The sequence below is a fragment of the Sulfitobacter sp. M05 genome, assembly GCF_029285175.1.
Lineage (GTDB): Bacteria > Pseudomonadota > Alphaproteobacteria > Rhodobacterales > Rhodobacteraceae > Sulfitobacter.
In genome coordinates this window covers 769,831-788,023 of record NZ_JABEDH010000002.1, presented here as the reverse complement: position 1 = coordinate 788,023, position 18,193 = coordinate 769,831, and the positions used below count along the sequence as shown (strand labels likewise).

The 18,193-nt window shown below is 56.7% G+C and carries 15 protein-coding genes; 6 read left to right on the top strand and 9 right to left on the bottom strand.

Going from position 1 to position 18,193, the window contains the following annotated elements:
- Positions 1-55 precede the first annotated feature (55 nt).
- Entirely contained in the window at positions 56-1,036 is a 981-nt protein-coding gene (locus HKX44_RS11965; protein ID WP_276151555.1) for an asparaginase, read from the top strand.
- Between the two features lie 89 nt (positions 1,037-1,125).
- Here HKX44_RS11965 and serB read toward each other — a convergent pair whose 3' ends face one another.
- Positions 1,126-2,001, bottom strand: a complete 876-nt coding sequence (gene serB / locus HKX44_RS11960) for a phosphoserine phosphatase SerB (protein WP_276151554.1) — start codon at positions 1,999-2,001, stop codon at positions 1,126-1,128.
- A 157-nt stretch (positions 2,002-2,158) separates the two neighbouring features.
- Here serB and HKX44_RS11955 point away from each other — a divergent pair, with 157 nt between their 5' ends.
- The 3 genes from HKX44_RS11955 (at position 2,159) to HKX44_RS11945 (ending at position 5,788) form a co-directional block, all read left to right on the top strand.
- A complete protein-coding gene (locus tag HKX44_RS11955; protein ID WP_276151553.1) occupies positions 2,159-3,298 on the top strand; it encodes a phosphoserine transaminase in 1,140 nt (379 codons plus the stop codon).
- Between the two features lie 88 nt (positions 3,299-3,386).
- On the top strand, positions 3,387-4,982 hold the full coding sequence (serA, locus tag HKX44_RS11950) for a phosphoglycerate dehydrogenase (protein WP_276151552.1): 1,596 nt from the start codon (positions 3,387-3,389) through the stop codon (positions 4,980-4,982).
- A 71-nt stretch (positions 4,983-5,053) separates the two neighbouring features.
- Complete coding sequence (locus HKX44_RS11945) at positions 5,054-5,788, top strand: metallophosphoesterase family protein (protein WP_276151551.1); 735 nt, start codon at positions 5,054-5,056, stop codon at positions 5,786-5,788.
- Positions 5,789-6,054: 266 nt separating this feature from the next.
- Here the strand turns inward: HKX44_RS11945 and gyrB are convergent, their stop codons facing one another.
- From gyrB to mutM, 8 genes are all read right to left on the bottom strand, one after another.
- The gene (gene gyrB / locus HKX44_RS11940) at positions 6,055-8,469 is read right to left on the bottom strand and encodes a DNA topoisomerase (ATP-hydrolyzing) subunit B (RefSeq protein ID WP_276151550.1); all 2,415 of its coding nucleotides are present in this window, start codon (positions 8,467-8,469) and stop codon (positions 6,055-6,057) included.
- 96 nt (positions 8,470-8,565) lie between these two features.
- Complete coding sequence (gene recF / locus HKX44_RS11935) at positions 8,566-9,660, bottom strand: DNA replication/repair protein RecF (RefSeq protein WP_276151549.1); 1,095 nt, start codon at positions 9,658-9,660, stop codon at positions 8,566-8,568.
- Between the two features lie 59 nt (positions 9,661-9,719).
- The gene (gene dnaN / locus HKX44_RS11930; RefSeq protein ID WP_276151548.1) at positions 9,720-10,838 is read right to left on the bottom strand and encodes a DNA polymerase III subunit beta; all 1,119 of its coding nucleotides are present in this window, start codon (positions 10,836-10,838) and stop codon (positions 9,720-9,722) included.
- 140 nt (positions 10,839-10,978) lie between these two features.
- The gene (dnaA, locus tag HKX44_RS11925; RefSeq protein WP_276151904.1) at positions 10,979-12,346 is read right to left on the bottom strand and encodes a chromosomal replication initiator protein DnaA; all 1,368 of its coding nucleotides are present in this window, start codon (positions 12,344-12,346) and stop codon (positions 10,979-10,981) included.
- A gap of 516 nt (positions 12,347-12,862) precedes the next feature.
- On the bottom strand, positions 12,863-13,126 hold the full coding sequence (rpsT, locus tag HKX44_RS11920; RefSeq protein ID WP_276151903.1) for a 30S ribosomal protein S20: 264 nt from the start codon (positions 13,124-13,126) through the stop codon (positions 12,863-12,865).
- Positions 13,127-13,324: 198 nt separating this feature from the next.
- The gene (locus tag HKX44_RS11915) at positions 13,325-13,825 is read right to left on the bottom strand and encodes a metal-dependent hydrolase (protein WP_276151547.1); all 501 of its coding nucleotides are present in this window, start codon (positions 13,823-13,825) and stop codon (positions 13,325-13,327) included.
- Positions 13,826-13,875: 50 nt separating this feature from the next.
- Positions 13,876-14,652, bottom strand: a complete 777-nt coding sequence (locus tag HKX44_RS11910) for an enoyl-CoA hydratase (RefSeq protein WP_276151546.1) — start codon at positions 14,650-14,652, stop codon at positions 13,876-13,878.
- Between the two features lie 65 nt (positions 14,653-14,717).
- Positions 14,718-15,569, bottom strand: a complete 852-nt coding sequence (gene mutM / locus HKX44_RS11905; protein WP_276151545.1) for a bifunctional DNA-formamidopyrimidine glycosylase/DNA-(apurinic or apyrimidinic site) lyase — start codon at positions 15,567-15,569, stop codon at positions 14,718-14,720.
- A 92-nt stretch (positions 15,570-15,661) separates the two neighbouring features.
- Here mutM and ubiE point away from each other — a divergent pair, with 92 nt between their 5' ends.
- Together ubiE and ubiB are read left to right on the top strand one after the other, a co-directional pair.
- The gene (gene ubiE, locus HKX44_RS11900; RefSeq protein ID WP_276151544.1) at positions 15,662-16,405 is read left to right on the top strand and encodes a bifunctional demethylmenaquinone methyltransferase/2-methoxy-6-polyprenyl-1,4-benzoquinol methylase UbiE; all 744 of its coding nucleotides are present in this window, start codon (positions 15,662-15,664) and stop codon (positions 16,403-16,405) included.
- On the top strand, positions 16,402-17,934 hold the full coding sequence (ubiB, locus tag HKX44_RS11895; protein WP_276151543.1) for a 2-polyprenylphenol 6-hydroxylase: 1,533 nt from the start codon (positions 16,402-16,404) through the stop codon (positions 17,932-17,934). Before ubiE ends, ubiB begins: the two co-directional genes overlap by 4 nt.
- Positions 17,935-18,193 lie beyond the last annotated feature (259 nt).

Genomic DNA, 18,193 nt, shown 5'->3' with positions numbered 1-18,193 from the left:
CAGGCGACAGACGAAACCCTGATTGGCAGGATTTCGCTTAATTTGAAGGTGAAATATGACACAGGCGGCCCCCTTTACCGAAGTTTGGCGCGGACCTTTCCTTGAAAGCGTTCACTCTGGCCATGCCGTGATCTGTGATGCAAGCGGTGAAATTGTGCAGGCCTGGGGTGATCCAACTCGGGTGGTCCTGCCGCGGTCCTCCTCCAAAATGATACAGGCCCTACCGCTGATCACTTCAGGCGCGGCTGACGAATATGGGCTGACAACAGAGCAACTGGCCCTGTCTTGCGCCTCGCATCAAGGGGCTGCGATCCACACCGATCGCGTTGGGACATGGTTGAAAACACTGGGCCTGTCTGACGATGATTTCCGCTGCGGCCCGCAAGACCCATCTGACAAGGACGCGCGTGAAGAACTGATCCGCGCAGGCAAAACGCCCTGCCAGATACACAACAATTGCTCGGGAAAACATGCAGGTTTTCTGACACTGACCCAACATCTCAAGGCCGGCCCTGACTATGTCGCGCCGGATCACCCGCTGCAACGGGCCTGCCTTGAAGCGTTTGAAAACGTCACGCAGGAAACCTCGCCGGGGTACGGGATCGACGGCTGCTCCGCCCCGAATTTCGCCTGCACCTTGCACGGTATGGCCCGCGCCATGGCGCATTTCGCCGCCGCCCCCGAAGGATCAGCCGAAGCACGTTTGCATCAGGCGATGCGTCTGCACCCGGAACTGGTCGCCGGCGAGACCCGCGCCTGCACAGAGTTAATGCGCGCGATGGACGGTAAAGTTGCGTTGAAAACCGGCGCAGAGGGGTTCTTTATCGCGATCCTGCCAGAGCAAAAACTGGGCATTGCCTTAAAAGCGGCCTGCGGCACAACGCGCGCAGCCGAATGTGCAATTGCGGCACTCTTGGTCAGGCTGGGCGTTCTTGACGCCAATCACCCTGCAACGCTGAAACGCCTGAACGCACCCATCAAGAACTGGCGCGGCATCGAAACGGGCATTCTGAAACCGGCAGCAGGTCTTATCTGACGACGACCAACGGCGGCACCTTAGGGCCCTGACCCTAATTCCTCACAAGGCGGGGCGCATGATCCGCCCCTCCCTGGAAAGGCAACCGATCACGCGGCAAAGTCGACCCGTGCGTAACCCTGAACATAAAGCAGCGCGGTCAGGTCGCCAAAATTCACCCGCACATTGCACTGTGCCGCGACCGATGGCTTCGCATGCAGCGCAACACCCAATCCAGCACGCGTCAGCATCCCCAGATCATTTGCCCCGTCACCAACCGCAATGACGTCTTCTTCTGCTATCCCCAAACGCGCAGTGATCTCTTCCAAGGCGTCGACTTTGGCTTGTTTGCCAAGGATCGGCAGCCCCACCTCCCCCGTTAGAAGCCCCTCTTGGATCAACAATGTGTTGGCGCGGTTTTCGTCAAACCCCAGCTCTGCGGCAACTTTGGCCGTAAAGGCCGTGAACCCACCCGAAACCAGTGCGGCGTGGCCAACATTTGCCTTCATCGTGGCCAACAGGGCCTTGCCGCCGGGCATCAAGGTGATCCGCTCAGCCAACACCTTATCAATTACCGCGGCATCCAACCCTTTCAACAGCCCGACCCGTTCACGCAGAGCCCCGTCAAAGTCCAGCTCGCCATTCATCGCACGCGCCGTGATGTCCTTGACCCTTGCGCCGACACCAGCCTCGTCGGCCAGTTCGTCGATGCATTCCTGCTGGATCATCGTACTGTCCATATCGGCCAGCAGCATTTTTTTGCGCCGTGTGTCGGTTGGCACAACCACCAGGTCCACCTGCATTGCCTGACAGCTTTCCCAGACCTCCCAGAGATTAGCTGGCATTTGAGGGATCACAAATTCCGCTGCCTCGTCAGGGGCCAGCCAAAAGGCGCTCGCCCCGCCCCATGCATTGCGCAGGCTTTCAACCAGCGACGGCTCAAGCCCGCCTGTTTCCGGGGAGGTCAGCAAAACAACTGTAAACATGTCAAAGTTTCCGATCCGCGTCAGGAATGTCGTTAAAAAGCGATCAAGCGGCGGTCTAGCCCCGTTTTTGCGATTGTGCCAGCCCGCGACGCCCCTTAAACGCGTCAGTGGGACACCCTTCCCCAACGAAGGGCGCATATCTGAGAGGATAGCATCAATGGCTATTGAACTACCGGTCACGCGACCGACCAATCCGCGTTTTTCTTCTGGCCCTTGCGCCAAACCCCCCGTTTTTGATCTGACCGCTTTGTCTGACGCGCCTTTGGGCCGCAGCCACCGCGCAGCTGTTGGCAAATCCAAACTGCTGGAAGCGATCGAAACCACCCGTGAAATTCTGGGCGTGCCTGCCGATTACCGTATCGGTATTGTGCCGGCTTCTGACACCGGTGCCTTTGAAATGGCAATGTGGAGCATGTTGGGTGAACGCCCTGTGCAGATGGTTGCATGGGAATCATTTGGTGCCGGCTGGGTGACGGATGTGGTTAAACAGCTCAAGATCGAGGCGACCACCCACACAGCGGAGTATGGCGAGATCGTCGAAATGTCCGCGTTGAACTACGACAATGATGTATGTTTCACATGGAACGGTACAACATCCGGCGTGCGCATGGCGAATGGCGATGCAATTCCGGCAGACCGCGACGGGTTGACGCTTTGTGATGCAACATCCGCTGCTTTTGCTATGGATTTGCCATGGGACAAACTGGATGTGACGACGTTCTCCTGGCAGAAAGTGCTGGGCGGTGAGGCGGCGCATGGCATGTTGATCCTGTCCCCCCGTGCGGTTGAACGGTTGGAAAACTATACTCCCGCATGGCCCCTGCCCAAGATTTTCCGCATGACCAAAGGCGGCAAGCTGAACGAAGGCATCTTTAAGGGTGAGACGATCAACACCCCGTCGATGCTTTGTGTTGAGGATTATCTGAACGCATTGAAATGGGCGAAATCTGTTGGCGGTTTGCAAGGGCTGATCGCACGGGCCGACGCCAATGCGCAGGCCGTTGCCGATTTTGTTGCAGCCAATGACTGGGTCGATTTCCTTGCCGTTGATCCCGCGACGCGCTCAAACACTTCGGTTTGTCTCAAGTTCACCGATCCACGGATCACCGATGGTGCCGCATTTGCAAAAGCGGTGGCAAAACGTCTGGCGGATGAAAATGTCGCGCTTGATATCGGTGCCTACCGCGACGCCCCTCCGGGCCTGCGGATCTGGTGTGGCGGGACGGTTGAAACCGCCGATGTTGCGGCGATGCTGCCTTGGCTTGCCTGGGCCTTCGAGTCCGAAATCAACGCATAAACGACGGCGGGGTCCCTCCCGCCCGTCACCGATACCGTAGGGCGGGGTTTTCCCCGTCCACCCCCCAGTTTTATGAAGGACCAACAACATGGCCCCCAAAGTACTTATCTCTGACAAACTCAGCGAAGCAGCGGTTCAGATTTTCCGTGACCGTGGCATCGACGTCGATTTCCAGCCTGACCTGGGCAAGGACAAAGACAAGCTTGCCGAAGTTATCGGCAACTATGACGGTCTCGCGATCCGCTCTGCAACCAAGGTAACGGAAAAGATCCTCGCCAATGCGCCGAACCTCAAGGTTATCGGTCGGGCGGGGATCGGCACCGACAATATCGACAAAGACGCGGCGTCGAAAAAGGGGGTGATCGTCATGAACACGCCCTTCGGCAACATGATCACTACAGCTGAACACGCCATTGCGATGATGTTTGCAGTTGCACGCCAGATTCCCGAAGCTTCTGAATCAACCCACGCTGGCAAATGGGAAAAATCCAAGTTCATGGGTGTGGAGCTGACCGGCAAGACATTGGGCGTCATCGGGGCGGGCAACATTGGGGGCATCGTGTGCGACCGCGCCCCTGGCCTCAAGATGAAGGTTGTGGCCTATGATCCCTTCCTGGGCGAAGAAAAGGCCCAGAAAATGGGCGTTGAAAAGGTCGAACTGGAAGAGCTGCTGACGCGTGCTGATTTCATCACCCTGCACGTGCCCTTCACCGAACAGACGGCAAATATCCTCAGCCGTGAAAACCTTGCGAAAACCAAGAAAGGCGTGCGGATCATCAACTGTGCCCGTGGCGGTCTGGTGGACGAAGAGGCGCTGGCGGATATGTTGAAGTCCGGCCATGTTGCCGGTGCGGCGTTTGACGTTTTCAAAGAAGAGCCTGCAACCGAGAACCCTCTGTTCAACCTGCCCAACGTTGTCTGCACGCCCCACCTTGGTGCTGCAACAACTGAAGCGCAGGAAAACGTTGCCCTGCAAGTTGCCGAGCAAATGGCGGATTATCTGCTAACCGGTGCTGTCAGCAACGCATTGAACATGCCTTCCGTCACCGCAGAAGAGGCCATGGTCATGACCCCATGGATTAATCTGGCCGGACACCTTGGCGCTTTCATCGGGCAAATGACCGACGAGCCGATCAAGGCCATCAATATCCTGTATGACGGTACTGTCGCCGAGATGAACCTAGAGGCGCTGAACTGTGGCGTCGTGGCAGGCATCATGAAGCGCGCAAATCCAGACGTGAACATGGTCAGCGCCCCCGTGGTCGCCCGCGAAAAGGGCATCCAGATCAGCACCACAAACCAAGACAAATCAGGCGTTTTCGACGGCTATGTCAAAGTAACAGTTGTGACAGACAAACGTGAACGCTCTGTTGCTGGCACCGTGTTCTCGGATGGTAAGCCGCGCTTCATCCAGATCAAAGGCATCCAGATCGACGCCGAAATCGGTGCGCATATGCTTTACACCACAAACGAGGACGTGCCCGGCATCATCGGGACATTGGGCCAGACAATGGGCGAGAACGGTGTGAACATCGCGAACTTTACCCTTGGCCGCTCCGCCGCGAATGGCGAGGCGATTGCGCTCCTGTATGTCGATGAGGTTGTTCCGGCGCCGGTGATTGACAAGCTGGTTGCGACGGGTCTGTTCACGCAGGTCAAACCGCTGCAATTCGACGTGGCCTGACTCAGCAGGCGGTGTTAGACACACAACGCTCGCCCCGATCCGGGGCGGGCGTTTTTTATGGGGCACCCGATATGACGACACCAATTTATACTATGGGCGATATTCACGGGCAGTTGACCGATTTGCAGCGGGTGCTTGGTCTGATCGAAGCTGACGGCGGACCCGATGCTGAAATCGTTTTTCTCGGGGATTACACAGATCGCGGCCCAGACAGCAAAGCTGTGTTGGACCTGTTGGTTGAAGGGAAGGCGCAAGGGCGCAACTGGACCTTCCTGCAAGGAAACCATGACCGGATGTTTCACTGGTTCATGCGGGATTATCCCCAGCACGAAGCCTATCTGTCGATAGATTTGACATGGCTGCACCCACGTTTGGGCGGGGATACCACGCTGGCCTCTTATGGGATCGAATTCACGCAAAGGTCACGCATGTTGGAAGTGCATAAGATGGCCCGGGACATTATCCCAGAGGCCCATGTGAAATTCATGCAAGACGCGGTTCTGTCCCATGAAACCGACGCTTTGTTCTTTGCCCATGCGGGCATCCGTCCCGGTGTGCCGTTGGCCGATCAGGACGAGGAAGACCTGTTGTGGATCCGCAAGGAATTTCACGTCGATCAGCGGATGCACCCGAAGCTGGTCGTGCATGGGCACACACCCGTCGACAAGGCCCAGCACTACGGCAACCGCGTGAACCTCGACAGCGGTGCAGGCAGAGGCAACCCGATGACCGCCGCAGTGTTTGAGGGGACGACCTGTTTCACCCTGACGCCACAGGGCCGACAAGAGTTGCTGCCGCAGACCTAAAGTGTCCCGCCTTAAACATGAATCGCTTGTTCGCTGCCTCTCCCTTTGGTCGAACGCGAAAAGCGATGTTTAGTGGATCAGGTTAAAGGCGGGACGCTGTAAACTCTGCTGAATGGCTTTTGCGTTTCTTCATTCTGGATCGCTTCTTTCGTCATGCGATCCACCTTATCGACCGGCCTGAATTTCCGCGACCACCTCTTGCAATGGCCCGGTGTTCCTCAAGTATTTCCGCCGGAATGCAAAGTTATGCCCGAACCTACACGTGATCAGAAGTCGAGATTTTCGACGTTCAGCGCGTTTTGCTGGATGAATTCGCGGCGCGGCTCAACCACGTCCCCCATCAATTTCGTGAACAGGTCATCCGCTTCGGCCATGTCCTCGACCTTGACTTGCAGCAACGTGCGGGCGTCAGGATCAAGGGTTGTTTCCCACAACTGATCCGGGTTCATTTCGCCCAGACCTTTGTAGCGTTGCAGGGACAGGCCTTTTTCACCCTCGGCCAGAATGGCATCCAACAGGTCCATCGGGCCGTTAATCACCTGCGCCCGATCCTTGCGCAGCAAGGTCGCCGGCAGTTCATATACGTCCTGCAAATGTTCGGTGAAAGTACCGGATTTGCGCGCCTCGCCAGAGCGTAGCATCTTGCCGTCAAGCGTGCGCACCTCTTCGACGCCGCGCAGAATGCGGGCCAGTTTGATACCGTGATCCTGTGTGATGCGGCCCTGCCAGCCCTGTTCGTACTCCAATGCGATCAGGTTCAGACGTTTGGCAACCTTATCCGCAACGCCTTGCAAATCCACCTCTACTGCGCCGGGTACAAAGGCACCGGCGATGGCGGCCTGTTCCAGAATGTGGCGCGGGTAATGCGTTGGAAAGGCTTCCAGAACACGGCGCAGCTGGCGGGCATTGTCGACCACACGGGCCAGATCTGCACCGGTAATTTCCTCACCATTGCCCTGACGCAGCATTGCGCCTTCGGTGCCTTGGGTGATCAAGTAATCGTCCATCTCTGCCTGATCTTTCAGGTAAACCTCTGATTTGCCGCGCGACACTTTGTAGAGCGGCGGCTGGGCGATATAGAGGTACCCCTGTTCGATCAGCTGCGGCATCTGCCGGAAGAAGAAGGTGAGCAGCAGCGTTCGAATATGCGCCCCGTCGACGTCGGCGTCGGTCATGATAACGATTTTATGATAGCGCAGTTTCTCGATGTTGAATTCGTCGCGCCCGATCCCGGTACCCAGCGCCATAACGAGGTTACCGATTTCCTGCGAACCAAGCATGCGGTCAAACCGCGCGCGTTCGACATTAAGGATTTTACCTTTCAGTGGCAGGATTGCCTGAGTTTGACGGTCACGGCCTGTCTGTGCGGAACCACCAGCGGAATCCCCCTCCACCAGAAAGACTTCGGTCTTGGAGGGGTCTTTTTCCGAACAATCCTTGAGCTTGCCGGCAAGGAAATTCACATCCATCGCTGTTTTGCGGCGGGTCAGGTCACGCGCCTTGCGGGCCGCTTCCCGGGCATGGGCGGCCTCGATGATCTTGCTGACAACAACGCGGGCTTCGTTCGGGTTCTCCTCGAACCACTCGGCCAGCTTTTCATTGACCAACCCTTCTACCGCGGGACGGACCTCGGAGGAAACCAGCTTGTCCTTGGTCTGCGAGCTGAACTTGGGGTCGGGCACTTTGACGCTGAGAACGCAGGTCAGCCCCTCGCGGGCGTCATCACCGGTAAAGGTTACCTTTTCCTTTTTGGCGATGCCGGAGGATTGTGCATAGTTGTTAATTGTCCGCGTCAACGCCCCGCGAAAGCCCGCCATATGGGTGCCGCCATCGCGCTGGGGGATGTTGTTTGTAAACGGCAGGACGTTTTCGTGATAGCTGTCGTTCCACCACATTGCCACTTCGACACCGATGTCGTCGCGTTCGCCAGTGACAAAGATCGGTTCCGGCATGACCGAGGTCTTGTTGCGATCAAGGTATTTTACGAATTCCTTTACGCCACCCTCGTAGAACAGCTCTGTGCGCAGGGGCTCTTCGGGGCGTTCGTCGGTAAGAATGATCCGCACACCAGAGTTCAGAAACGCCAGTTCGCGCAGTCGCTTTTCCAGCGTTTCGAAAGAGTATTCGAGGTTCGAAAACGTCTCGGTCGATGCCATAAAGCGGACTTCGGTACCCTTGCGGTCTGTGGGGCCGACAACCTTGAGATGCTCGGTGGTGAACCCGCCCTCAAAGCGTGCGACGTGTTCTTTGCCGTCGCGCCAGATGCGCAGCTCCAGCCAGTCGGAAAGCGCGTTTACAACTGAGACGCCCACGCCGTGCAGACCGCCGGAAACCTTATAGGAGTTGCTGTCGAATTTGCCGCCTGCATGAAGCTGGGTCATGATAACTTCGGCAGCGGAAACGCCTTCTTCCTCGTGGATGCCAACCGGAATCCCGCGCCCGTTATCACTAACCGAAACGGAGTGATCTTCGTGGATTGTGACATTCACCGCATCCGCATGACCGGCCAGCGCCTCGTCGATGCCGTTGTCCACAACTTCATACACCATGTGGTGCAGGCCTGACCCGTCGTCAGTGTCCCCGATGTACATGCCGGGACGCTTACGAACGGCCTCTAAGCCTTTGAGAACCTTGATGGAATCTGCACCATATTCTTCTGGGGCTTGCGTTTGCTCGGACATGCGGAAAAACCTTTATCTTTTGCCGGATTTATAGTGGTTTCCCAAGGTATTGTCACGCCGATGACACAAGATTTTGTAGGTGACGGAACGCAGCGTTCAAAGTGGTTTCACAACCGACGAGCCAAGGTCTTCGGTGACCTCAAGAACCTGCGCACGATTGCCTAAAGCGGCGAACATTTCAGGGCCTGTACCAGTCATCCAGGCCTGTGCCCCTAACGCGCAGATCTCGTCATAAAGGGCCGCTTGCCGGGTTGCATCAAGGTGCGCGGCAACCTCATCGAGCAGCAAGAGCGGTGGCGCGCCAAAGTCGGCGGCTAGGGCGCGGGCATTGGCCAGAATGAGGGAGACCAACAGCGCCTTTTGCTCGCCTGTAGAGCAGTCCTTGGCCGGCACATCCTTGGCGGCATAGACGCCATAAAGGTCGGCGCGATGTGGTCCGATCAAGGTCCGTCCCGCGGTCAGATCTCGCGACCGGTTTGCCGCCAGCGCATCCCGGAAATCCTGCGCTGTGGCCGGCATCTCGCATTGCAGGGTCAGGGTGGCGGTTGGAAAGGCGGTTTCCGCCTGTGCCTGCGCCGCATCTATCGCCTCCAGCGCTTTTAGGCGGCCGGCATGGATCGCCGTTCCCGCCTCAGCCATGCGCAGCTCAAGCGCGCCATACCATGAGGGTTCGCGGATCATGTCTTTCAGCAGCCGGTTGCGTTCGCGCATGGCTTTTTCGTAGGTCAGGGCATGTTCGGCATGATCAGGCAGAAAGCTGAGAGTCATGCGGTCCAGAAACCGCCGCCGACCTTCGGCCCCTTCGATCCAGAGGCGATCCATCGCTGGAATGAGCCATAGCACCCGCCCGATCCGGCCCAGTGCGGTCTGGGGGGTGGCCTTGCCATCAATCCGGGTTTGCCGTGCGGCCCCCGCTTCGGACCAGATTTCAAGTTCGTGGACCTGTTGCAGGGATTGCAAATGCCCGGTGATCTTCCATCCCAGCGCCTCGGGCCGGCGGGTCATGTCAAGGGCACTGGAACGGCGCAAGCCACGGCCAGGAGACAGCAGGGAAACCGCTTCGAGGATGTTGGTTTTGCCGGCACCGTTCGGTCCGTGGATCACTACAGGACGCGCATCAACGTTGATCACTGCACGCTTATGCGAGCGGAAATGCGACAGCGTCAGCTGGGAGAGGTGCAGTTTACCCATCGGCGGCCCCGTTTTCTTTCAAAGAAAACGTCCGGAAACTTTGAAAGTTTCCGTGCCCCTCACACACGCATCGGCATGACGACGTAAACGGCTGTCATGTCGTTGCCTTCGCGCATCAAGGTCGGGTCACCGGAAGAGTTAAATAGGAACACCGCATTCTCGCGGTCCACCTGGCTGGCGATTTCCAGCAGGTATTTCGCGTTAAACCCGATCTCAAGCCGTTCATCGCCATAGGCCACGGCCAGCTCTTCTTCGGCGGCACCACTGTCTGGCGCATTGACTGACAAAACCAGACGATCCTCGTCCAGTTGCAGCTTTACCGCCCGCGAGCGTTCCGAGCTGACGGTTGCAACGCGGTCTACGGCCTTCGCAAAATCAGAAGCGTCGACTTCCATCTTCCGTGTGTTGCCCTGCGGGATAACCCGTGTGTAATCGGGGAAAGTACCGTCAATAACCTTGGACGTCAGGGTGATTTCGGGCGTGGCAAAACGCACCTTGGTTTCCGAAACGGAGACCGCAATTTGCATCTCGTCATCGTCCAGCAGCTTGCGCAGCTCGCCCACGGTTTTACGGGGCACAATAACACCGGGCATATCGGACGCACCGTCAGGCAGATCGGCATCAATCCGCGCCAGTCGGTGACCATCCGTCGCCACGCAGCGCAGCACCTTGCCGCCCTCTGCATCAGCGATATGCATGTAAACACCGTTCAGATAGTACCGCGTTTCCTCGGTCGAAATGGCGAACTTGGATTTGTCGAACAACCGCCGCAGCGCCGGAGCGGGCACGCTGAAGTTTGACGCATATTCAGAGGTTGCCATCACCGGAAAATCTTCGCGCGGCAAAGTCGCCAGCGAGAAGTTGGAGCGCCCGGCCTCGACCGTCATGCGGCCCGCGGCACTGTCTGCGGTCAGGTTGATCAGCGCGCCATCAGGCAATTTGCGCACAATTTCGTGCAGCAGCGTGGCAGAGACCGTCGTGGCACCCGCGCGTTCAACTTGCGCACCAACCTTGTCGACCACTTCGATGTCCAGATCGGTGGCGCGGAACGAGACATCGCTGCCTTCCGCTTCGATCAACACGTTGGCGAGGATCGGAATGGTATTGCGCCGTTCCACAACAGACTGGGCCTGACTGACGGCCTTAAGCAATGCCGCGCGTTCGATGCTGAATTTCATGTGCCGTCTCCCAATGACTGCCGGGAAAGGCAGACTACCCGGTTCCCCGTCTTTCGCAAGACTTTTGGGCTTTTGTGAATGCAAATGCAAGAGGGGCCAAAGGCCCCTCCGTTAAAACAGACAGGTCGTTGCAAACCTGTTTAGGACTTGAGCGCGCGGCCAAGCAATTCAAGGTCTTCCGCGATCTGGCTGTCAGACTGCTTTAGCTCTTCAATCCGGCGCACACCATGCATGACTGTTGTATGGTCACGGCCACCAAAACGCCGGCCAATTTCTGGCAAGGACCGGCTGGTCAGTTGTTTGGACAGGTACATTGCCACCTGACGTGGGCGGGCATAGCTGCGCAGGCGCTTGGGACCGATCATGTCGCTAAGGCGGATATTGTAATGTTCGCTGACCTTGCGCTGAATTTCCTCGACTGTGATCTTACGTTCACTTGAGCGCAGTACATCGGCCAGACAATCCTGTGTCAGTTCCAGATTGATCTCGCGGCCAACCAGCGAGGCAAAAGCGAACAGACGCGTCAGCGCCCCTTCCAGAACACGAACGTTTGATGTGATCCGGTGGGCCAGGAACTCCAGCACCCCATTTTCAACTTCCAGTCCGGGATAGGTTTTCTGCTGCACTTCAAGCTTGCTTTGCAAAATGCCAAGGCGCAGTTCGTAGTCCGTTGGATGCAGATCAACCACCAGCCCGCATTGCAGGCGCGATTGTACCCGCTCTTCAAGGTCCTTGATATCGGTCGGGGCGCGATCAGCCGAAATGATAATCTGTTTGTTCTGATCTACCAGTGCGTTGAAGGTGTGAAAGAACTCTTCCTGTGTGCTGTCCTTGCCGGCAATGAACTGTACGTCATCCACCATCAGAACATCGACAGAGCGGAACAGCTCTTTGAAATCCATCATCTTGCGATCCCGCAAAGCCTGTACAAAGCGGTACATGAATTGTTCTGCTGACAGGTATAGCACAGACATCTCGGGCTGGCGTTCCTGCAATTCGCGGGCAATTGCGTGCATCAGGTGGGTCTTACCAAGGCCAACCCCGCCATAAAGGAACAACGGGTTAAAGGTGACGGGCCCGCCTTCGGCAACGCGGCGCGCGGCGGCATGGGCCAGTTCATTTGGCTTGCCAACAACGAAATTGTCAAAGCTGAACCGTGGATCAAGCGGCGCGGTTGATGTCACGCTGGCCGGGACCGCGGGTGGTTTGGTGGCGGCAGTGGTGTGTTTGGCCTGCGCTGGCGTGGGTTCTGCTGGTGTCGCCGGTTTGGCAGACAGGGCAAAGTTCAGGCGCGAGACGTCCATGCCTTCGGCGTTGATCTCGTGCAGAATCAGGTCGGAGAAATTCTGGCTGACATAGTTGCCGAAAAAGTTGGTCGGCACTTTCAAGGTGATGATCCCGTCGGTGATCTCGTCAGGAATCATCGGGTCAATCCACGTCGTGAAGCTGTTTTGTCCGATGGTGTTCATCAGGCGCTGCCTGATATTGTTCCACTGTTCCTGCGTCATCTTGTACATTCTGTCCTGCATTCCAACACCGGAAAACTCCGGCACCCTACCAACTAACCAACTATCGGCACGCACCAATCGGCTCGGCCCCGTTCAAGAAACCGACTTGCGCCCGATAGACACATACAGGATGGCCCATCGACGATATGCACCCTGCTGGGTCATATGCATCAGACGGGATTCCCGACTATATTCTTTTGTGACAGGTCGGATACGCGCGAGCGCATCCGAGTTTCGGCTATTAAGACCATCCGGCCTCTGGCGTACCTGGGTTCACCCGATACGCGTTAACTTGCGCCGATGATCCAAAGCCTGTCCCCCTGCGACGTGAATCGCCTTATTGTGGTAACAATTGTTCAGGGGGCGCTTCAACACATCTTCAAACTTGACTCGTGAATTGCCGAAAAGAATCTATTCACAATTTTTGTAACCGTTTACGCAACAAAAAAGGCGTCGAAAGCCGACGCCTTTTTTATCAATCAATTAGCCGATTCTCGTCCGATGAGGACGAGAGCGTCAAGCAATCGCTTTAACGCGTGCCGCCAAACGGGACATTTTCCGCGAAGCGGTGTTCTTATGATACACACCCTTTGTCACGCCGCGCATCAGTTCCGGCTGCGCCGCTTTCAGTGCTGCAACTGCGTCTTCCTTAACGCCGGATTCGATGGCTTCTTCAACTTTGCGCAGGTACGTGCGGATGCGCGAACGACGTGCTTTGTTGATTTGGAAACGCTTTTCGTTCTGACGTGCGCGTTTTTTGGCTTGTGCTGTATTGGCCATGCGGATCACCCTTTAGGTATATTCAAAATTTCGACGCGTGACGCCAAACCCTGACCGGTTATCCCGGTTCCCCATCGGGGAAGGTGATTCTAGCCTGAGCGGGCTGCACGCGCATGTATCGGTCGGCTATAGCGAGGTTGGGGGGTAGTTGTAAAGGTGTGCTGTGGGACGCGCGTGCCAGACACAGTTATTACGTCATCAAGTGGAGCTAGGACGCAACGATTTTCTTCGCCACCACACAAACCCTGCAGCCAGACAGATCAGAATTTCAGCTGCAAAGGTCCAATGGAAAACAAAGTTAAGCACCCACCATCCGAAACCTGCCGGTACTTCAACCAGATTGAGATGCCAGTCAGAGAAGGGTCTCAGCCAATAGATTTCGGCGGCGAAACTATCTAAAAACATGTGAAGTAAGAGGCAGGTCAGCCCGACCAGAATGTACGGCCCCAATGCACGTCGGTTCGAAAGACGCGCTACAATCCATGCGATCAAGGCAATCGACAACCAGAACAGAGGCCAATGAAAAATGTATTCGTGATGAGCTGTCTGGCGGTCGTCGACGAGGTAAAACCACAGAAGGTCGAAATCAGGCAAAGCAGAACAGGTAAGCCCAACGGCGACCAGACTTTGCCTGTTTTGCTTTTCTCCTGCAAGGAAGTGTGTGGCCAAGTAACCAGCAGGAAGATGGGCAATGAACATTGCGGTATTACAGAATCAAGATGTAACAGTCATCATGTGACAAAGCATTTTCACTTATCCCGGAACTGCGCTTCACGCTTTTCGATAAACGCGCTCATGCCTTCTTTTTGGTCCTCGGTTGCAAACAGCGAGTGGAACACGCGGCGCTCGAACAACAGACCTTCGCGCAAGGGCACCTCATAGGCACGGTTCACCGCTTCTTTGACAACCATCACAGACATCATGGATTTTTCGGCGATCTTGCCCGCAGCGCCCAGCGCCTCTTCCATCAGTTTCTTCACCGGCACCACGCGTGAAACAAGGCCGGAACGCTCTGCCTCTGCGGCATCCATGAAGCGCCCTGTCAGGTTCATGTCCATCGCTTTGGACTTGCCCACCAAACGCGTCAGGCGCTGAGTACCACCGATGCCGGCGACAACGCCAAGGTTGATCTCGGGCTGGCCGAATTTTGCGGTCTCGGAACAGATGATAAAGTCGCACATCATCGCCAGTTCACAACCACCGCCCAACGCATAGCCGGAAACCGCAGCGATGATCGGTTTGCGCACCCGCATGATCTGTTCGGATTCGGGGGTGAACAAATCACCTGCAAACACATCTACGAAAGATTTGTCTTTCATCATCGCAATGTCGGCACCGGCAGCAAAGGCCTTTTCCGAACCGGTGATCACGATGCAGCGGACTTTGTCGTTGTCCTGGCAGCCTTTCAAGGCATCAGCCAGTTCACCCATCAACACGTCATTGAGCGCATTCAGGGCGTCAGGACGGTTAAGCGTGACCAAAGCCACATGATTGTCTACATCTAACGTGATCGTTTCATAAGCCATCAAGAATGCTCTTTTATTGTTACGCACTGGCGTTTGTGCATACCACGGGCAGGTCGCGTTTCAAGCTATCTTTGGCATTGACTACAGTAGAAAGACGAGCGGCCCGATTGCACAATACGTTTGATTGTCTGTGGGCATTCAGGCGATCGGCAGGGGGCACCTTCACGGCCATAGACGTCAAAACTGTGCTGAAAATAGCCCAACTCTCCATCCGCTTGCCGAAAGTCCTTTAGTGATGATCCACCCGCCTCGATTGCCTCGCCCAATACGTCGCGGATGATCGGTACCAACGCCCCGACGCGGGGCCGCGACAGTTTGCCGGCCTTGCGCGCCGGATGGATGCCGGCCCGGTAAAGTGCCTCGCAGACATAGATATTTCCCAGGCCCGCGATGATCCCTTGATCCAGCAGCGCGGATTTCACCGGCGTGTTGCGCCCTTTGAACGCAGCAATCAAATGCGCCTCATGAAAGTCGTTGCCCAAAGGCTCCGGCCCGAGTGATGCCAGCAATTTATGCTGTGGGGCTGTTGCCGTATCCAGCAGATCCATGGCCCCGAACCGCCGCGGATCGTTAAAGGTAATCCGCGCGCCGTTTGCCATGTGAAACACGACATGATCGTGTTTTTCAGCCATCGGGTGGTCCTGCACAAATTGTCCCAGCGGATCACCAGACACCAGCATCCGCCCCGACATCCCCAGATGAATCAGCAGTGATTCTCCAGAACTCAGATCAGCCAGAATGTACTTTGAACGGCGGCGCAATTGCAGCACGGTCTGCCCAGCAAGCCGTTGCGCCATGTCGACGGGAAACGGCCAGCGCAGATTAGGCCGGTTCACATCGGCCTGTGCGATCACGACACCTTGCATTGCGGGGGCCAACCCACGCATCACGGTCTCTACTTCGGGAAGCTCTGGCATGTAGTCTCCTGTTGTCCGCCCTGCGGCAAATGGCTGTTTGTATCTGACCTTTACGCGCTATATCTCCGGTTTGACACTATCGGGGCATGAGCATGACTGACAACACAACGCATTTCGGTTCCCAGACCATTCGCGAGGACGACAAGGCCGGAATGGTCCGCAGCCTGTTTTCCGATGTCGCCAATAAATACGACATTATGAATGACGTGATGAGCGTGGGCATTCACCGCATCTGGAAAGAGGCGATGATGGACTGGCTGGCCCCGCGTGCCAGGCAAAAGCTGTTGGACGTGGCCGGTGGTACGGGGGATGTATCGTTCAAGTTTCTGAAGCGGGCAGGGTCTGGTCACGCAACAGTTTGTGATCTCACCGAAGGTATGCTGGTCGAAGGGCGCAAACGCGCCGAAGCGGATGCAATGGCCGATAGTCTGGATTGGGTTGTCGGGGACGCAATGGCGCTGCCCTTTGAGGACAACACCTTTGACGTCTATACAATCAGTTTCGGCATCCGCAATGTGACCCGCCCGCAGGAAGCATTGAACGAAGCCTACCGTGTTCTGCGCCCCGGTGGCCGCCTGATGGTACTGGAGTTCAGCCAACTGCCCAATCCGATGATGCAAAAGGCCTACGACGCCTACAGTTTCAATGTCATTCCCCGCATGGGAGAGCTGATTGCGAATGATCGTGACAGTTATCAGTACCTTGTTGAATCCATTCGTAACTTCCCTGATCAGGAAACGTTTCTCGGCATGGTGCGCGAGGCCGGATTCGGCCAGGCAAAGTATCGCAACCTCACCATGGGCATCGCTGCCCTGCATTCCGGTTGGAAGCTTTGAGGGGCCCGCATAACATCTGGCGGCTGATCCGCACCGGTGCCACGCTAGAGCGTGCCGGCGCGATGAACGTTGTGCTGGACGCATTTGAGGCGACACCTGCCTTGCGCTTTGTTGCCCGTGCGCTGGGTTTGCCGTTCAAGTTTCTGGGGTATCGCGGTGATCCAAGTATGCCACCCGCCACCCGTGCCCTGACTGCCCTTGGGCCGGCCTACATCAAATTCGGGCAGGTACTGTCGACCCGCCCTGATGTGGTTGGTGATGATCTGGCGGTGCAATTGCGCGTGCTGCAAGACAAGTTGCCCCCGTTTTCAATCGAGCATGCCAAGGCCGAGATCGAGCACGAGCTGGGCCAGCCGCTGGAGCAAATTTTCTCTGATTTCAGCCCACCGGTTGCGGCCGCGTCCATCGCGCAGGTCCACCGCGCAACCTTGGTCGACACGGGCGAAGACGTCGCCGTTAAAGTCCTGCGCCCCGGCATCGAAAAGGCGTTTCGCAAAGACATCGACGCCTTTTATCTTGCTGCCCGGCTGGTCGAACTGTTTTCCCCCGGGTCGCGCCGCCTGCGCCCGATGGAGGTGATTGAACATTTCGACGGGGTTGTACGGGGGGAACTGGATCTACGGCTGGAAAGCGCCGCTGCCTCTGAATTTGCAGCGAATACGGTTAAGGACGAAGGATTTCAGCTGCCCGCGATCAAGTGGAATCATTCGTCACGCCGTGTGATGACGCTGGAATGGGCTGACGGCGTGTCGATGGGCGATAACGCTGCCATTGATGCGGCGGGCCATGATCGAGTCGCACTCAGCAACCGGGTGCTGCAACTGTTCCTCAGCCATGCGTTGCGCGACGGGTATTTCCATGCGGATATGCACCAAGGCAACCTCAAGGTTGCGCCCAACGGCAACATTATCGCCTATGATTTTGGAATCATGGGGCACATTGATGAGTACACCCGACGTGTCTATGCCGAGATTCTGTTTGGCTTTATCCGGCGCGATTACAAACGTGTGGCGCGTGTGCATTTCGAGGCGGGGTACGTCCCCGCGGATAAGGACGTTGACGAATTTGCCCGCGCTCTGCGCGCTGTGGGTGAACCAATATTCGGGATGAACGCCACACATATTTCCATGGCGCGGCTGCTTGCCTATCTGTTTGAAGTCACGGAACGTTTCGGCATGGAAACGCGCACCGAGCTTATCCTGCTGCAACGTACCATGGTGGTTGTCGAAGGTGTCGCCCGCTCGCTGAACCCGAATATGAACATCTGGGAAGTCGCCAGCCCGATTGTCACCGATTACATCAGCAAATCCATCGGTCCACGTGCGGTTGTCACCGATCTGGCGCATACAGCTATGGTGCTGGCCCGTTTTGGTCCGCGCCTGCCCGGACTGGTCGAGGACGCGCTTGTGCGTCAGACCAACCCGCCACAAGTGGACCGCCGCCCGCGTAAGCGCTGGTTCGTGGTTGCCGGTTTTGTCGGTGCGATGACCGGTGTCGGTGCCTTGTTGCTGTTTGACGCATTTTTCTGACAGACAGGCGAGCCAATAACCGGTTCGCCTGCTTTGTCCTTATGATTAAACAAGCCCTTGAGCGGAGAGTTGAGCGCATCCGGGGGCAATATGACAGCCAGCGCATTATCGGACGCTAGGTCAGGTATGCAACGCCCGATCACCGTGTGTTGCATGGTCATTGCCGCGCAGCAGGGGTGGGGCAATGTCGACGGGACCGTGAAGGGCGAGGCAACATCAGCGATTTGCCCAGTGCTTAAGGCCGGATCGATGTCTATTT